The sequence below is a fragment of the Lactiplantibacillus modestisalitolerans genome (assembly GCF_005405425.1).
Lineage (GTDB): Bacteria > Bacillota > Bacilli > Lactobacillales > Lactobacillaceae > Lactiplantibacillus > Lactiplantibacillus modestisalitolerans.
Window position 1 is genome coordinate 1 of sequence record NZ_BJEA01000021.1, and the last position, 16,490, is coordinate 16,490.

The 16,490-nt window shown below is 49.9% G+C and carries 17 protein-coding genes; 6 read left to right on the forward strand and 11 right to left on the reverse strand.

Annotated features, from left to right (window positions below; all coding sequences use genetic code 11):
- Positions 1–208: 208 nt before the first annotated feature.
- The gene (locus FFM79_RS11260) at positions 209–1,615 is read left to right on the forward strand and encodes a subtype B tannase (RefSeq protein WP_137643581.1); all 1,407 of its coding nucleotides are present in this window, start codon (positions 209–211) and stop codon (positions 1,613–1,615) included.
- Between the two features lie 273 nt (positions 1,616–1,888).
- On the opposite strand, the gene FFM79_RS11265 is transcribed toward FFM79_RS11260, so the two are convergent.
- The 4 genes from FFM79_RS11265 to FFM79_RS11280 form a co-directional block, all read right to left on the reverse strand.
- Positions 1,889–2,335 (reverse strand): MerR family transcriptional regulator, encoded by a 447-nt coding sequence (locus tag FFM79_RS11265; protein ID WP_137643582.1) that lies wholly within the window; start codon positions 2,333–2,335, stop codon positions 1,889–1,891.
- Positions 2,336–2,417: 82 nt separating this feature from the next.
- Positions 2,418–3,281 (reverse strand): SDR family oxidoreductase, encoded by an 864-nt coding sequence (locus tag FFM79_RS11270; RefSeq protein ID WP_137643583.1) that lies wholly within the window; start codon positions 3,279–3,281, stop codon positions 2,418–2,420.
- Positions 3,282–3,708: 427 nt separating this feature from the next.
- Entirely contained in the window at positions 3,709–5,760 is a 2,052-nt protein-coding gene (locus tag FFM79_RS11275) for a PTS sugar transporter subunit IIABC (protein WP_137643584.1), read from the reverse strand.
- Between the two features lie 299 nt (positions 5,761–6,059).
- Positions 6,060–6,317, reverse strand: coding sequence for a hypothetical protein (locus tag FFM79_RS11280; RefSeq protein WP_137643585.1), 258 nt, complete (start codon positions 6,315–6,317; stop codon positions 6,060–6,062).
- A gap of 309 nt (positions 6,318–6,626) precedes the next feature.
- On the opposite strand from FFM79_RS11280, the gene FFM79_RS11285 reads away from it, so the two are divergent.
- A complete protein-coding gene (locus FFM79_RS11285) occupies positions 6,627–7,868 on the forward strand; it encodes a hypothetical protein (protein ID WP_225424447.1) in 1,242 nt (413 codons plus the stop codon).
- A 54-nt stretch (positions 7,869–7,922) separates the two neighbouring features.
- Here the strand turns inward: FFM79_RS11285 and FFM79_RS11290 are convergent, their stop codons facing one another.
- The gene (locus FFM79_RS11290; protein ID WP_137643586.1) at positions 7,923–8,474 is read right to left on the reverse strand and encodes a hypothetical protein; all 552 of its coding nucleotides are present in this window, start codon (positions 8,472–8,474) and stop codon (positions 7,923–7,925) included.
- Between the two features lie 197 nt (positions 8,475–8,671).
- Here FFM79_RS11290 and FFM79_RS11295 point away from each other — a divergent pair, with 197 nt between their 5' ends.
- Complete coding sequence (locus tag FFM79_RS11295) at positions 8,672–9,157, forward strand: Fur family transcriptional regulator (protein WP_137643587.1); 486 nt, start codon at positions 8,672–8,674, stop codon at positions 9,155–9,157.
- Between the two features lie 172 nt (positions 9,158–9,329).
- On the opposite strand, the gene FFM79_RS11300 is transcribed toward FFM79_RS11295, so the two are convergent.
- Positions 9,330–9,536, reverse strand: a complete 207-nt coding sequence (locus FFM79_RS11300; protein ID WP_137643588.1) for a PLD nuclease N-terminal domain-containing protein — start codon at positions 9,534–9,536, stop codon at positions 9,330–9,332.
- A 68-nt stretch (positions 9,537–9,604) separates the two neighbouring features.
- Positions 9,605–10,450, reverse strand: a complete 846-nt coding sequence (locus FFM79_RS11305; RefSeq protein ID WP_137643589.1) for a metallophosphoesterase family protein — start codon at positions 10,448–10,450, stop codon at positions 9,605–9,607.
- Positions 10,451–10,658: 208 nt separating this feature from the next.
- Here FFM79_RS11305 and FFM79_RS11310 point away from each other — a divergent pair, with 208 nt between their 5' ends.
- Positions 10,659–11,210, forward strand: coding sequence for a GNAT family N-acetyltransferase (locus FFM79_RS11310; protein ID WP_137643590.1), 552 nt, complete (start codon positions 10,659–10,661; stop codon positions 11,208–11,210).
- 334 nt (positions 11,211–11,544) lie between these two features.
- On the opposite strand, the gene FFM79_RS11315 is transcribed toward FFM79_RS11310, so the two are convergent.
- From FFM79_RS11315 to FFM79_RS11330, 4 genes are all read right to left on the reverse strand, one after another.
- Complete coding sequence (locus tag FFM79_RS11315; protein ID WP_137643591.1) at positions 11,545–11,955, reverse strand: CidA/LrgA family protein; 411 nt, start codon at positions 11,953–11,955, stop codon at positions 11,545–11,547.
- Between the two features lie 10 nt (positions 11,956–11,965).
- Positions 11,966–12,694 carry an LrgB family protein gene (locus tag FFM79_RS11320; RefSeq protein ID WP_137643592.1) on the reverse strand — a complete coding sequence of 243 codons (729 nt, stop codon included), beginning with the start codon at positions 12,692–12,694 and terminating at the stop codon, positions 11,966–11,968.
- 178 nt (positions 12,695–12,872) lie between these two features.
- Positions 12,873–13,712, reverse strand: coding sequence for a DegV family protein (locus tag FFM79_RS11325; RefSeq protein ID WP_137643593.1), 840 nt, complete (start codon positions 13,710–13,712; stop codon positions 12,873–12,875).
- Between the two features lie 711 nt (positions 13,713–14,423).
- Positions 14,424–14,591, reverse strand: a complete 168-nt coding sequence (locus FFM79_RS11330) for a hypothetical protein (protein WP_137643594.1) — start codon at positions 14,589–14,591, stop codon at positions 14,424–14,426.
- Between the two features lie 169 nt (positions 14,592–14,760).
- Between FFM79_RS11330 and FFM79_RS11335 the strand changes: the two genes are divergently transcribed.
- Both FFM79_RS11335 and FFM79_RS11340 read left to right on the forward strand, forming a co-directional pair.
- Positions 14,761–15,459, forward strand: a complete 699-nt coding sequence (locus FFM79_RS11335; protein ID WP_137643595.1) for a zinc metallopeptidase — start codon at positions 14,761–14,763, stop codon at positions 15,457–15,459.
- Between the two features lie 320 nt (positions 15,460–15,779).
- Positions 15,780–16,403 (forward strand): DUF3862 domain-containing protein, encoded by a 624-nt coding sequence (locus tag FFM79_RS11340; protein ID WP_170177453.1) that lies wholly within the window; start codon positions 15,780–15,782, stop codon positions 16,401–16,403.
- Positions 16,404–16,490 lie beyond the last annotated feature (87 nt).

Genomic DNA, 16,490 nt, shown 5'->3' on the forward strand with positions numbered 1-16,490 from the left:
ATCGATGCCCGCAGTGTTCCAGCCACCCGGTTACACCCGCTGCTGGCGGCAACCTCAACACCAATTGGTATAGAGCCCTTTTTTTAGACTATTAGTAAAAATTAGAATAACAACTCGTCAAAAATAGAATTGATTTCAACCGAAATTCATCGTACGCTGACCGTATGAACGCAATCAACGCTTACATCGAAAGGAACGGTGCTTCAACATGGCAATTTTAGATTTTCATTCCCGGTGGTTCCAATTAGAAACGGTTTCCTTTAACGGCCAGCCCTTCCAGTACTATGCCGCTAACGACATTTCGTACGTGACTCACCCCGTCGCAGCTATTCAGCGGCTCAACGTCTTTGTACCGACCGCTTACATGCAAGCAAATGGGACCGTCAACGGCTATACGGCCGCGACCGCCCCCATCTTCATGCCAAACACGGTCGGCGGCTACATGCCCGGCCCAGCCGATTCACCGCAAAAATCAGACTGGCCATCCAACGCACGAACGATTATCGGCGCTTTAAAGCGCGGTTACGTTGTGGTTTCCGCCGGACTACGCGGCCGCACAACCACGACTGACGGTCAGGAGGCCGGCCACGCCCCAGCGTTTATCGTTGATCTGAAGGCGGCAATCCGCTACGTTCGGTATAACGCGGCGATTCTCCCCGGTAACGCTGCGCGCATTATCACCAACGGTACCAGTGCCGGGGGCGCAACGGCGGCCTTGGCGGGAGCGGCAGGTAACGTTCAAGATTACGAACCGTTCTTAAAAGCAATCGGGGCCGCCGATGTCCCGGACGACGTTTACGCCGTTTCCGCGTACTGCCCCATCCACAACTTAGCGCACGCCGACATGGCCTACGAATGGCAATTTAACGGCATTAATGACTGGCATCGTTTCCGAATTACGCCGCTCGCGGTTGGCCAGCGACCTAAAATGACCCCGATTACCGGGAACCTGAGCACCGCGCAGCAAGCCGCCTCAACGGCCTTAAAAAGCCAGTTTATTGCTTATTTGAACGACTTACACCTCACCGGCCCAGCCGGAAAACCACTGACCCTAGACGCAACCGGCAAGGGGGCGTTTGCCGATGAAATTGCGCGGCTCATTCAGCAATCCGCTCAACGCGCCTATGACCAAGGCGTTGACGTCCATAAATACGCGGGCATTCAAACCATGGCCGGCAGCGTAACCGCCGTCGACCTCCCCAGCTACGTCCGCTCACTGACCCGAATGAAGGCCGTTCCCGCGTTTGATACCTTTGACTTGAGTAGTCCCGAAAACAACCTCTTTGGCGATGAAACCGTCCCAGCCAAACACTTTACCGCGTTTAGCCAGGCCCACGATACCGCCAACGGTACCCAGGCCGCTGACCACCTCGTCGCGTTGACCGACCCAGTTAGTCAGCTACAAGCAGCCCAAGCGACCGTCGCGCCATATTGGCGTATTCGACACGGTGCGGCCGACCGGGATACCAGTTTTGCCATTCCACTTATTTTGGCAAGCTTGTTACGGCAGCAGGGCCGCAGCGTGGACTTCGCCCTGCCGTGGGACACGCCCCATAGCGGTGACTACGACCTAAACGACTTATTTGATTGGATCGATCGGGTGGTCGCTCGGTAAAGGCTAATCCTTGTTCGACGAGCTTACCCACTTATTCTGGCACGCATAATAAATTTTTAAAACTCAACTGGGTTAGCAGATTAACACCGTAGATCATCGAATCTAAAATAGACCTGATTCTGTTCGGAATCAGGTCTATTTTAGATGACTTTAATGAATAGCCGAAACGTGCTCGGCCCAGCTGACCCCTGCGCTTGCTACGCTAAGGCGCCATCGCCAAGCCCAGGCGACAACGCCTTAGCTAGGCAATGCTCGAGGTCAACCCGCTGGCCCTCACACTCTACCCTTTAACACAAACCGTGGCTTCTCCGCCACCAACTGGGCGTACAACTCCTGCGTCGGATCAGGATCAAACGGGCCCAAATCCACCAAAATTTCACCCGCATCAGTAACCTCGTAACCCTGATAGCGGTCAAACAGGACGTGGTACATGGTCTGCGCCGGCTTCATCCGTTCGTCGACCTGCGCGGCGGCCGCCTTCAACGTATAACCCGTCTGCAACAAGTTACTCATCGCAGCCGCCTTCAAAACCATCCGCATCGTATAAATACGAGCGCGCCCCGGCTCGTCCTCATTTTTCGGGATAATGTAGCCCTTCTTCTGCCAATAACGTAACTGACGGGGCGAAACTCCCGTCATGCGGCTTAGCTCACTAATGCCAATTGTCAGCTGGCCCTTATGAAACATGTCGCGAAAATCTGATTTTACGCCGTCAGCCATCCCGCGGCCCCCTTCCAAAAAATCTTGCTAATGTTGATTATAGCATGCTTTATCCGTGCGGCGCTGGCGCGGGGGCCGATTTTTATTGCTTCGCTAATTCAGCCTTCAAAAATGCTGGCAACGCTTGGGCGGGCCGCCCCATGATGCGTTCAAAATCTGCACTAACCGGGGATAATAGGCCTAAGGCGCCCCCAGCGTACATCGACGCTAACATGTGACCTTCGTGGTGCTGGTCATACAGCGCCGCAAACTGAGCCGAACTGACCGGTTGATACCCAATTTGCGTCCCACTGACCGCACTTAAGACGGCTGCCAATTCGGGCATCGTGTAGGCCTGTGGTTGCGTTAAGGTGTAGCGGGCACCGCGTTTTAACAAACTGGGGGTGGTAGCGACCTGCGCAAACGCTTCGGCACTGTCGGCTTGGGAAATAAAACTCAGCGCCTGATCACCCATTGGGTAAATGACGTTTTGGCGTTCCACCAATTCGGGCAAGTACGGTACCAGCGGATCAGCGTACAGTGCATTACGAATAATTGTATAGTTAATATTAGTTGCCGCTAGCCGACGCGGGACGTAGCCGTAAAAGGCTGACAATGCAAACGGATTGTTAACCTGATCCGCAATGAAGCCCATCACTAATAAGTGTCGAACGTCGGCCTGTTCCACCGCCGTCAGAACGTTTTCAAATTCTTGGACCCGCGAAAAACTATCGTGACTTTTGCTGGGAATGTAAATAAAAACGTCGCTCCCTTGTAACACTGGTACTAAGGTTTGTGGTTGCTGGTAATCAATGGCTGCGACAGCCATCCCTTGGGCTTGTAAGTCCGCAGCCTTACTGAGGGTGTGCACCCCAAGTTGAATGTCCGTGGAGGCAACGCGCCGTTGCATGGCTTGGACAATCTGCCGGCCAAGGTGCCCGGTGGCTCCCGTAATCGTGTATTTCATACTAATTCGCGCCTTTCCTGTAACTTTAATAGTTACATTTAAACAAATTTGGTGAACTTTGTCAAGGAAAGGCAAGAGTGTGGAGGGTCGGCGGGTTGATGCCGAGCATTACCTAGCTAAGGGCATGATGCCGGGTTTTGGCATTGTGCGCTTGGCGTAGTAAGCGCAGGCGTCAGCTGACCCGGAACACGTTTCGGCTATATAGCAGTGAGAAACCATGCCGAGCATTGCCTAGCTAAGGCGTTGTCGCCCGGGCTTGGCGATGGCGCGTTAGCGTAGCAAGCACAGGGGGCAGCTGGGTCGAACACGTTTCGGCCATATAGCAGCCAACCGGTTACACCCGCTGCTGGCGGCATATCCACACCAATTGGTACCGAACCATAAAAATAAGGTCGCGACATCAATCACGACCTTGTTTTGCTTACTTTTATATTTCCGTTGACGCCACCCGTTCTTCACCCAAATGTTTTTTTGCGGGCGCGGTTTTAACATTTTGGACGTCCGCGTCGGTGAAGCCAAAAGCGTACGTCAGGCTAAAGGAAACGATCACCGTGATGAGCGAGGCAATCAGGAACCCCCAAAGACTGAAATCAACGCCCTGGGGATTGATGAAGGACGTCACCCCAATCAGCGATCCGGCGAAGCCCCACATGTTGACCTGCATTAGTCCAGTCAAAAAGCCGCCAACCGCACCCCCAACACTAGCCGTCGCAAAGGCCCGGCCGTACTTCAAGTTAATCCCGTACATCGCGGGCTCGGTTACTCCGCAAAACGCCGAGATCGTCGCGGGCCAGGCAAGTTCCTTAACACTAGCGACCTTGGACTTCAACGCAATCGCCAGTACCGCGCCCCCCTGAGCAACCATCGTTGCGGAGACAATCGCATTGAGGTAGCTATGCCCATTCGTGGTAATGTCGTTGACCACGATTGGAATGATCGCCCAGTGGAGGCCGAAAATGACAAGAACCTGGTAAAAGCCACCAATCAGGAGCCCTGAAATGGCCGGGCTTAATTGGTAAATGCCAACAATTCCAGCGGCCAACGCACCAGAAAGGGCCGTAATTACGGGTCCGAGCACGAGTAAAATCGCACCGGCGATTAAAACAACTTCAATTAGCGGCACAAAAATCATCCGTAAGACCGTCGGAATGACCCGTTTCAACCATGGTTCTAACTTGCTGGCGAGCCAAGCACCGGCAATCATCGGAAAAATCGAGTACGTATACGCCGCAACGTGAACGGGGAGTCCAAAGAAGTCGGCGTTAATCGCCATTCCTAATAAATGGCCGGTCACCTTGCCGCCACTGGCTAGACTGACAATGGCGGGGTACGTCAACACCCCGCCAACGATACCCATGATGACCGGATCGGCCCCCAGTTTCTTGGCGGCGGTGAAGCCGACAAAAATTGGCAGGAAGTAAAAGACCGAGTCGCCCATCGCGTTGATAATCACGTAAGTTGGCGCACTGGCGGAAACGACTTTAAAGGTTGTCAGGAGGGCGAGCACCCCCTTCAAGATTCCGGAAGCCGCTAACAGTCCAATTACCGGAATCATCGAACCGGTAATAACCCCAATCAAACTACTGAAAGCCTGCTTCACCTTTTGTAGCGGTGACAATTTTTGCCAGGCTGCTTTCCGCGCTTCCTTAGCGACTGCGGTTTCAGTAGCTTCCTCATCACCAAAACCCGGTCCAAGTTGCGCAATAATCGCGTCATAAACGTCATTAACCGCGGGCCCAATGACAACCTGGTACTGGCCGCCCGCCTTAGCCACGTCAATGACCCCGTCTAAATTTTGAATAATAGTGTCGTTAGCTTGCTGTTCATCCTTCAGATAAAAGCGCACCCGGGTAATGCAGTGGATCACGCTCTTAATGTTAACCGCCCCGCCAACTTGCTCAATAATCTGCGCGGCAAGCTGGGCGTAACGGTCACCCGTGCGGACACTGGCATTTGCAGTTGAACTTATTTCAGTAGCTAACTGGATAGCCGGCTCATTGGCCGCTTGTTCTTTATTCATCAACGTCGCTAGTGCCCCAACGACCCCCGCACGAACTGGACCAACTTGCGGTTCAAACTGAGTTAGCGTATCGGCCGAATTCGTAACCGCCAAAATGACCGTGGGCGCCTTCCCCGCCGCCTGAATCGCCGCTAAGTCCATCGTGGCAATGGCCCCTCCGGCCGTGACGTGGTCCCCAACTTGCACGCTGACGGTAAACGGTGGGTTAGCGGCCAGTTCGACCGTATCAATGCCCAAATGGACAAGTACTTCTAGGCCGGTGTCCGCCTTAAAACCAATGGCGTGCAAACTTGCTGCAACCATTGTCACTTGGCCGCTCACCGGTGCAACCACTTGTTCTGCTTCCGGTTCAATACCAAACCCTTGCCCCATCATCCCCTGTGAAAAAATGGGGTCGGCCACCGCCGTTAACTCGCAAAGTTGCCCAGCAACTGGCGTCAATAATTGTACTTGCGTCATCACTCTACCTCCTTTGATGGTTTGTTTATTCGACGTACGCCGTGGTCAACACGCGTCTCATAAACCGCTTTCATTACTTTGGTGCACCCATCATACCGGCAAGTAAAATTAACGGTCAATTATCTTCACCGCTTCTATCCGTTGGTTCGCTTAACGGCTAACTTAAAACATTAGTTCAACAAACGATCAAAGCCTGGCTGCTAATTTAGAAACTGACATGGGATCAGTTAATCAGTGCCCGAAAAAAAGGCTTGAGTCCCGTAAATAACGGAATTCAAGCCTTAACTATTTTAATTAAATTAATCGTCCTTAACAGTACTCCGCTTAACCGCGAGCACAATATCAGCCGGGTGGTTAGCGGGCTTGACCTTCTCTTCAAAGTTTAGCTCCGCATCCTTAAAGAGCGCTTGAATCTCAGTATTAACCAACGCCAAGTCGCGTGAGTCCCCAGACTGTTGCCGGATATAAACCACGTACTGATCATCTAACTCTTCCAAATCGTATTCCACGTCCTCATCGTTTAAGATGACGTAGATTAACTTCCGTTCCTTATCCACTGCAAAACAACTCCTTATTCCTAGTTTAATCGTGCAATGAGCGTTGACCTTGGCTGGAAGCGTCCATTGTTACCAGTCCAATGACTTACTTTTAGTATACCGCAACTTGTCAAAAGTAACGGGCGCGTTTCCCTGAATTCTCACAAAAAGTCTCGCGGTTGGCTGCCAATTATTTGGTTCACTTACCTTAACAGGTTGCAAAATCGGGCGCGCTTTATTAACTTTTTTCAAAAGCCAGTGTTTGCAAGCCACCGCGGTCAAAAGAGTCTGGTATACTTACTGTTAGAGAAAATGATCGGGGGGTTCACCGTGTATTATCGTGGCGAAGTATTAGATTTTTTGAATATGTTACTCACAAACGACACCGCGCCATTAATGCGGCTGCGGCTCGTTTTTTCCAGTAAAGTTGACGTTGAGCGTCTTAAAGCCGCCGTCCTCGCTTCGGCCCAAATCGTCCCCGAAATTTTTGGTCACTACCAATCGGAACATAACCGCTTTGAAGTGACCGAACAACAAGTTAACGCCATCGTCCACGAGGTCCAAAGTCCGTACAGTCCTGAAAATACGGATTTTGACTTTACCACGGCCCCGCAACTCCAACTGTTCGTGGTCCATCACGATGGTTACGACGTCTTGCAGGCGTTCATGAGCCGGCTACTCGCTGACAGCGTTGGCTTTAAAGAATACCTTTATTTATTAGTACAAGCTTATAATTACGACGACCTGAGCGGCTACCGCAACGAACGGCGCTTACGGCCAGTCATTACGCAGCTTCAACGCCAGTTTACCCGCCCCCGGCCACACGGTGAGCTCGTGACCACGGCCGTCAAGTTGCCGAAATATACCGGTATTAGTTTACGCCACGGCGGGCACGTCATGTTGAGCAGTAGTCAGTTTAGCCGGGTGCGGCGAGCCGCTAAAGCGCAGAACGTTGGGATTAGTGAGGTGCTACTCGCCGCATACGCCAAGGCGTTACAAGTCCTGACCCGGCACACGACGATTACGCTTCCATGCCCGGTTGACTTTCGTCAGTTTACGGCCACGGCCGAGCAAACTACGCGAATTGCCAACTTAACGGGAACGGTCTTTTTAACCATTAAAGTCGACGCGGATGCCAATTTTAACGACCTCGTTCAGCAGGTCCACACGTTACTCGACAAAGAACGTTCCCGGGCGGCCTTTTTATACCGGCTCACCAATTTACAAAAAATGAACCACACGCTCCCAATTAGCCTGATGCGCAAATTCACTCAACGTTGGTTGGCACAGCGTCCATTAACTTACACGAATTTTGGCACGATTGATCAGCAACGCTTGAAGTTTCACGGCATTACCGTGGTTAACTGCGTCTTTTCGGGGGCCTTTCAAATTACACCGCGAATGGAATTAGCTGCTAGTACCTTTGCAGGTACCTGTACATTAAGCTTTAATAGCCTTGGTTCCGAACGTGACTATCAACTAGCCATGAAAATTTTAGAAAATATTCAGGCGCAATTATTACTGTGGGCACAAACTCAAAAGAATGCGTCGGCCAAGCCTAACAATAATTAATCTAAAACGTCCGCTTAACAAATCTAAGCGGACGTTTTTATTGCCGATTTAATTTTAAGACTCAACTTGACTGACCGCCACGCAAGGCGTTGGCATTACGCTCCACTGACAGTCCGTGGGCACTGTCGTCCCGTAATTCCTAAAGCTTAATCGTTGGGTCGCCTGCGAGCCAGACTGATCCGGCTCACTCACCGTTAAGCCAACCTGAATGGCGGTAACCGGTTGAAAAGCCGTCCCAACCAGGTTATTTAACAAGCCGTCATAAAGTCGCCAAACCGCACCCTCAGTGAGTTGCCAACCAGTTGTTTGCTGATCGACCGGTAACGCAAACGTTAAGCGGACCGCGTTTGCCTGAATGGTGACTGCGGTCGGACTAACTGGTAACGCCCGCACTGCCCGTCGCAACGCGGCTAATTGTCGCTGCGGCGCCACCGCCGCACAAACGACCGTAAATTGCGGAAACCAGTTAAGCGGCCGCTGCGTTGCAAGCCGCTGTTGTGCTCGCAATGTATTTATTGCAGTTGTGACCGCCGCTAATCCGAGGCGGTAATACTGTTCATACTGCGCTCGTTCCGTTGGTAACGCTGGTACAATTTTTGCTCGCATGCAATCACCTTCCATTGTAGTTGTTGGAACCCTTAACAACTCTAAGTGTAGTCGGGATAGACGCAACAATAAATAACTCAGAGCCAATTCATTACTTAATTTTGTCAATGGTCGCCTTTAGTAACGTTTTTAAATTGGAATCCTTCTAAAAAGTGTGGTTTAATAAGGGTGAATCTTAACAAAGGAGGAACCGCGCCGTGGCAGAAGATATGTTAACACAAGCCTTAAAGCAACTTAAGGACCATAGAATTCGAGTAACGCCGCAACGACAAATCATTTTGACGTACCTTGTTACCCATCATAACCACCCATCGGTTGAAACCATCTATCAGGCACTCGCAGCACAACTGCCAAATTTAAGTCTGGCGACGGTTTATAACACTTTAAAACTATTTGTTGATCTTGGAATCGTGATTGAACTGCAAAACGGCGACGCCGGTACGCACTACGACTTCTTTGGTCGGCCCCACTACCACGTTGTCTGTGAAAATTGCGGTAAAATCACCGACGTTTTTGAACCCGATCTTCGCAGCGTCGAAACCAAGGCTGCCGAGCTATCCGGTTACCTTGTAACTGGTCACAATATGGAAGTTTACGGATTGTGCCCTGACTGTCAAAAACTTTTACACGTCACCGAAACGAGCGACCTGCGTCGCTTAAACCTATCGCACGCTGAATCCTAAGCATATCTGGTTGAAGTTGCGCTTGAAACCAATTACTTAGCTAGTTATTCAAATCCATTTTAAAACGCGCCTTTCAGCAACTCGTTGGAAGGCGCGTTTTAATCCGTTGGCGGCTGGGCAGCGTTCGCCCCGTAATCGATTCAAACATTCAAATCAGCGTTTTGACATTTGCCTAACGATGCTGCCCGAACGCAAAGTAGAGCCACGGACCAATCGGTTGTACGAAGGCGAGCAACAGCCAACCGAGTTTATGACCACGCCGAAATTGCTTTGCCCGTAAAACATCCGTTACGGCAATCGCCGTAGCAGTCGTTTCAAAGGCGACCACTGGGAGTAACCGTTGTCGTTGCTGCTTGGTCATTTTTCGTTGGTGTTTCATCTAATCAGCCCCTATTTTATTATGATTAGTTTTATTATACCGGGCCATTAGTGTAAGCGCCACCAATATCAATAACCGACCGGGCGTTGCGTCAAAAACTTGACGTTAGCGGCAAAACTTTCATCAATAATCGTCGGTCGGTACAACAGCGGCCGCTGGGTAACGGCAACCTGACCGTGGTCAATCGTAATAATTTGATAACTGCTACTCTCATAAAGGTAGTGGTGATGGGGCAGCGCACAATCGACCGTATAGGCCGCCGAGCCCGCCACCGCGTTTAGAACCCGATCACCCACGACGTAATTCAGCGGAAAGTGAAGGTGGCCCGTAAAGACCCCACCAATGTTATGACCCCGCAAAACCGATAGTAACGCCGGGGTATTCTGCAAGATCGTGTACCGTAAATTAGTTAAGGCCGGGCCATCTAGGGGGTGGTGTAAGAAAATGAACGCGCGCTTAGTCGGCGCCTGGCGCAGACGTTTTCCTAACCACTGGAGCTGACTAATATCCAACCAGCCGGCTTCGTAACCGGTCACTTTAGAATCTAAAAAATAAAAATCATTATTACCAATCCGCATCCGATTTGCATAGTGCGGTCCGGGGTTAGCCGGTAAATACCCCTCATAAAACGCTTTGCGGCTATCATGGTTGCCTAAAATGACCCGGACGTGACAGTTAAAAGTCAACTTCATCGTTCGAACCAGGGCATGTAGTCGCTGATAGTCATCCGCAGTCCCCGCCTGAATTAAATCGCCGCTTAACACAATCAGATCTGGCTCATAAGGTAATTGGCGCATATCCGCAATAATATTGGCTAATTTCGCCCACGGATCAAGTTGTTGATGGTGAACTGGTACCTGTCCGTGCGGCGTCAAATGTAGGTCAGAAATCTGAACAACGTGTAAACACTGCATTCGAATCACTTCTCTAACTTGTATTCACCAAATGGCTGACTTTAATATAACGAATCAACGTAAATTTTTAAGTGCCAATTTGATAAAGGAATTGTAAAGATTCCGTTGCGCTTATTCCAGTGCGCCCTTAGCTATCCGTCATCCCTAAAAACCGGTATAATATGACTTAAACGTAACGTTTATTAATGGCTTAAGTGAGGTCTTATCAGTGAAAAACATTTTTAACGGCCCGCGGGTGTACCTGAGCGTTCCGCAGCCCGAGGACTTTGACGAAATTAGTGATTGGTACGCGGACGGAGACTTCGTGCGTAAAATGGATACGAGTATCGCCCGGCCCCTTTCCGGTGAAGATTTGGAACGAACCTATCGCAATTTAGACCGGGATACTGAAATTTACTTGCACGTTCGAACCATCGCCGAAGATCGCCTAATTGGCTTCGTCACCCTCTACAATATCGAGTGGCAAAATCAACTCGCCCAACTCGCTCTCGCTATCGGTGATCCCGACGACCGCGGTCAAGGCTACGGCACCGAAGCGCTTAATTTAATGCTCAACTACGGTTTCAACGAATTAAACCTCTTCAAGGTCTGTTTGGACGTCATCGCAACAAACCAGGCAGCCATCGCAGTTTACCAAAATAGTGGCTTCGAATTTGAGGGGACGAACAGGCTTGCCGTCAAGCGTGACGGGCACCGGATTGATTTGCATCACATGGCCTTATTTGCCGAAAATTTCCAACCACGGATTAATTTAAAGTAATTAATCAGCTCAATTAGTTGCAGACGGTAGCGTTTGCAATTATAATAGTCGCAGATTGATAGTCAGTGACCAACTAGCTGTCAGTCCTTAATATTCTTTAGTTTTAGATTATTGGTAGCGTTGCTGCCATAACGTCTGCTAATAGTCGATTCATTCATAGACTCCCCCAAGTCCTATGAATGGGGTTCATCAAAGCCCCCACTTTGATGTTTCCTACTCCTTGACCACTGCATCCTTCGATGTGGTGGCTTTTTTATTGAAAAATAAAAAACCGCCCCCAACGAAGGGCCGGTTACTAGTAGTTTCTGTTGGTTCCGGCAGTTACCCACTACCGTTAATCAGATGAAGCCGCCGCGGCTCGGCGTGCTAACCACCATTCCTTAACTTGAATCAATAGCCAGGCCATCCCCGCGGTAAATAGTAACAACATCAAGGTTGAGACCATCACGACCAGCACAATCTGGATTCCCTCCGCCTTCAAAACATCCAGCTTAGTCACCAGGGCAATTCCCGACGGAATAAAAACGAGGCTCATAATTTGTACAAAGAAATTACTCACACCAGCCACGTGCTCCAGCTTGACCACCTTAAACGTCAGTAATAAGTACAGTAAAATCATGCCAATCAGGGCCGTTGGTAACGGAAAAGTTGGCCAGACCAAGCTAGCTAACTTAGAAATCAAGCTACTAATCAATAAAATAACGGCATAAATCATAATTTGTTTGATAAATAAACTTTTTTTCATTCGCAAACTCCTATCCTAACCCCACGAACTGGGCAAACCCGGGCACCATAAAGTTCACTAAAATTCCCGCCACGACGAAGGCGATTGCGCCGGTTGCCCCCGCCGCCTCGCTAACTTCAATCGCTTTAGTTGCGCCGACCGCATTGCCGGCAATTCCAAACCCCAGGCCCGCGCCTAACGGATTTTTATGCAATTTGAACCACCGAATAAAGTGGTCACCTAACGCGTAAATGAGCACGGAATTTAAAATAACGGCAAAGGCTGCGATGGCTTGATCGCCACCAACCGACTCCGCTACGGGAAGCGCAATTGCCGTCGTTGCGGCTTGCACTAACATCGCGCCGAGGGCTTCGTCCGTCAAACCAAGTAACTGGGAAATTCCATAAATTCCGAATAATGATAATAATAGGCCAAAGAAGAGCGCAATTAGGATAACGTCCCAATGCTTTTTGAAAATATCATTGCGCTTATATAAGGGCACCGCGAACGAAACCGTCGCAGGGGCGACGAACCAGAATAACCAATCGCCGCCAACCTGATATGCTTCGTAAACTTGCTGGACGGGTGCGCGTAAGATTGACGCGATTAATACCAATAAACCAATCCCGAGCAGCATTCCAAAAAATAAGGGCTGGAATAATACGAAGCGATTCGTTTTGTGATATAAATACTCGCCAATCCCATAAACGATGACGGAAAGGCCGATTCCGAAAAATGGATTGTTGAGAAGAAAATTCACTAAGGTTCCTACTTTCTATGGTTGAAAAAAGCGACAAAAAAGGCGCCCCATCCGGGTCTAGTCATCATTTACATGGTGGTTAGGCTCAGAACAGTGCGCCAACACGGCTCTAAAAATTATTACTAAATAATTATATCATACAAAAGTTTTAATTAATAGTTAGTTGTTTATTATTTTTTTAATCAACCGTATAAAACATTAACGCGTAGGCGCCAACCCCGGTATGGGTCGCAATGATTGGGCTGGTCCGCGCCACTAAGAGATCGGCCTGTGGGCAGACTTTTTGCATTAACGTTTCGGGGGCGCTTGCAACGCTTTCGTCGCCCACGTAGGAAATTCCGGCCGCCTCAACGCGGGTCGCATCTTGTAATTGGGCTAAAATTTGGGATTGCGCTTTGATCAGGGCCTTTTTCCCGCGACCGCGGGTGTAAAACTTAAGCTTGCCATCCGCAAGCTCAAAAACAAATTTTAGCTTGATCAAATTTGTGACCATCCCAGCAACCTTCGGGACCCGACCACCCTTCACCAAATTATCCAGGGTGTCGACAAACAGGTAGGTCTTCGTGTGCGCCCGAATAACGTTAATTTTCGCCAAGATTGAATCGAGGTCGGCACCACCGTGGGCCATCCGGGCGGCGGTCAGAACTTGAAAGGCCAGTCCACGATCGGCCGCGTGGGTATCCACGACGGTCACGTTACCGTCCGTCAGTTTAGCCGCTTGGCGGGCAGCGTTAACGGTTCCGCTGAGCGTCTCTGTTAGGTGGAGGGACAACACGGTGCTCCCATCGGCGGTCAACTGATCATATAGTTGAACAAAGTCCCCGATTGGTGGTTGGCTAGTGGTTGGCAGCACCGGACTGGTCGCCATTTGTTGATCAAAGGCGGCGGGGTCGACGGTGTTGTCGGCAATCAGGTCGCCGCCGAAGCCAACGAGCAACGGGACTACGTGAATGTCATACTGGGCTAATTCAGCTGCGGTCAGCTGAACGGAAGAGTCGGTGACGATTTTAATTGTCATGGTAAAACCACGCTTTCTGTTATTTTGAGGGTAATTATAGCACGGTCCCAAAATAGGAAGGCAGAAAGCGCGGAGGACCGCTGTTTGGGCGTATTCAGATGAGGAGGAGTCGGAAGAGGTTGTTATAAAGTTTATAAGAAGAGCTAAAGAGTGTTCGGGCCGACGGGTTGGTATTGAGCATTGCCTAGCTAAGGCGTTATCGCCCGGGTTTGGCGATGGCGACTTAGCGTAGCAAGCACAGATACCAGTCGGCTTGAGCACGTTTCGGCTAGCTCGCAAAGAAGTGCCTAGTACTGAGCGCTACCTAGCTTAGGGCATGATGCCGGGTTTGGGCATTGTGTCCTTAGCGTAGTAGGCGCAGGCGTCAGCCGACCTGGAGCACGTTTCGGCTAGCTCGCAAAGAAGCGCCTGAAGTCTATCCTTATCCCCTTAGCCCAGCAACCGCAACACCAATCAACCGTCCGCCACCACTTCGTTACACTAAAACCTAATTTCTACAATAATTCAAGCACACTTTCTTCACCGGGACCGCCTATACTATGGTCATCGTCGTTAAGGAACTCCCCTTTCCATAACGCACCCATTCATCCTCCCCAAAGGATCGAATATCCCTAACTCCCCCTTTCCACCACATGTCCATGTGGTGGTTTTTTGTCGGGTTAATCACCAAAAACGAGGCCGCCAATTAACGCGCAGTCTCGTCATTCAAATCTATTTCATTTTTTCTAAATCCTTAGGATCAATGAAGAACGTCACCGCGCCCGTTTGCAAATCAACGTGCGCCTTAACTTCGACCCCCTTCGGAAAAACAAAGCCCTTACCAGTATTCAACTTCAACGGTATTTCCCCATAAGTCTGTGTCCGATAGACCTTTTCCATTGTACTAAACCCCTAACTTTGAGTGCGTTTGTTCGGTCAACGTCTAAAGTATAGCGGCTTGCCAAATTCCGAGCCACTAAACCGTCAGTCAAATTGAATCAACTAGTGGGCAAACGCCCGCTTATCTGCTAAAATACGGCTTAACATCAACTCTTGAGGAGGGGCTAACTTGTTCTATCCATTTTTTGATCCAACCTATATTCTTGTCATTATCGGGCTTGTCATTTCAATGGCAGCCTCCGCGTACGTTAACCACACGTTTCGGCGTTATGATCAGTACCGCAGCCGCACAAACACGTCGGGGACTGACGCAGCCCGCTTTATTTTGAGTCAGTCCGGCATTAATAACGTCGGCGTTCAAAAAATTAGCGGAGATCTAACCGATAACTATAACGGTCAAACTAAAATTTTAAGCTTATCCGAAGCGACCGCAGATTCTACGTCGGTTGCCGCAATCGGTGTGGCGGCCCACGAGTGCGGGCACGCCGTTCAAGACCACCTCAACTATTGGCCAATGCGGCTCCGAACCGCACTCGTACCAGCGGCCAACTTAGGGTCAACGTTATCGTTCCCAATCATTATCGTCGGCGTCTTACTGAGTTTTAACCAAACGCTGATTTATATCGGGATTTTCTTGTTTTCACTCGCCTTATTATTCCAACTCGTAACGCTCCCAGTAGAATTCAACGCGTCTCGGCGCGCTTTACGGATTTTATCGGACGGGCAGGTGCTGAGCCGCGATGAAGTGCCGATGGTGCGAAAAGTGTTAACAGCGGCCGCTTTGACCTACGTAGCGGCCACGCTCGCCACCTTCTTACAGCTCCTGCGGTTGATTATTTTATTCGGTGGCAACCGCGATGACAATTAATGAAGCGCTGCTTAACTTTTATTTAGGACTTTTTTCACGACAACGGAACGGTTCGTTCACAAATTCTTCATACCAGCTCGGTATGATAGCATCATAGCAATTGAGGTTTTCTCGATTGACTATAACACAACCTAAAATTTTTTCATTTACTCCTCCAAAGTAATGAAATTCATAGTTGGCACGCGATTCCCCGTTGCGTGCTAACCCTACTCCTTTTTCCACCGTATTCCCCGATACGGTGGTTTTATTTTGCCAAGACTTGTATGTAACTGCGATATGATGGTATATTTAATGGCGTGCTTTTAGGAGGTGCGTTTCGCGTGCAAAAATTCATCACGCTACTTGGTGTCGCACTACTAGCCGTAATCGTTGCGGCCTGTCAATCCCAAGCGACGCCACCAGTAACCCAGCCGAACGTCACGCGGGTTGCCAGTACTAAGGCGAGCCAACCAACGCCCAAGGTTTCGCTCACCAACTTTAGTCGCATTCAAGTTGCCATTAAAGCTGAAGACCACGCCAGCAGTATCGAACAAGTGCGGGCCCTCTTTGGTAAGCCCGACCAAATTCAAACGACCACTAATGACGGCCAAACCGTTAAACACTACGTTTGGACTGAGACTGATTCCAGCTTAGCCGGGGCCGACGTTCACGTTTGGCTAATTGACGGGACGGTCGTCGACAAAGCCTACCATCACGCCGAATTTGGGCGCAACCGCGAGTTAACACAGGACGCCCTCACCAAACTCGAAACTGGTAGTACGATTGAAAAGGTGATTGCCCGCTTCGGGCCGCCCAACGCGGTCGCCATGGCCGGCACGGCCCATGACAACACTCAAATCTTAACTTATCGCAACATTCAGGCGCTCCCCCAAACCGAAATTGGTTTCGTCTTTAAGCAAAACCAATTAACGGCGACCCTCAAAAACGGGCAAACGATGAGCTAACCTTACGTTAATATTATTAAACTAACGAACTGGTCACTCTAATACCTTTTTTACCTACATACGACTATACTGTGGTCATGGACGCTA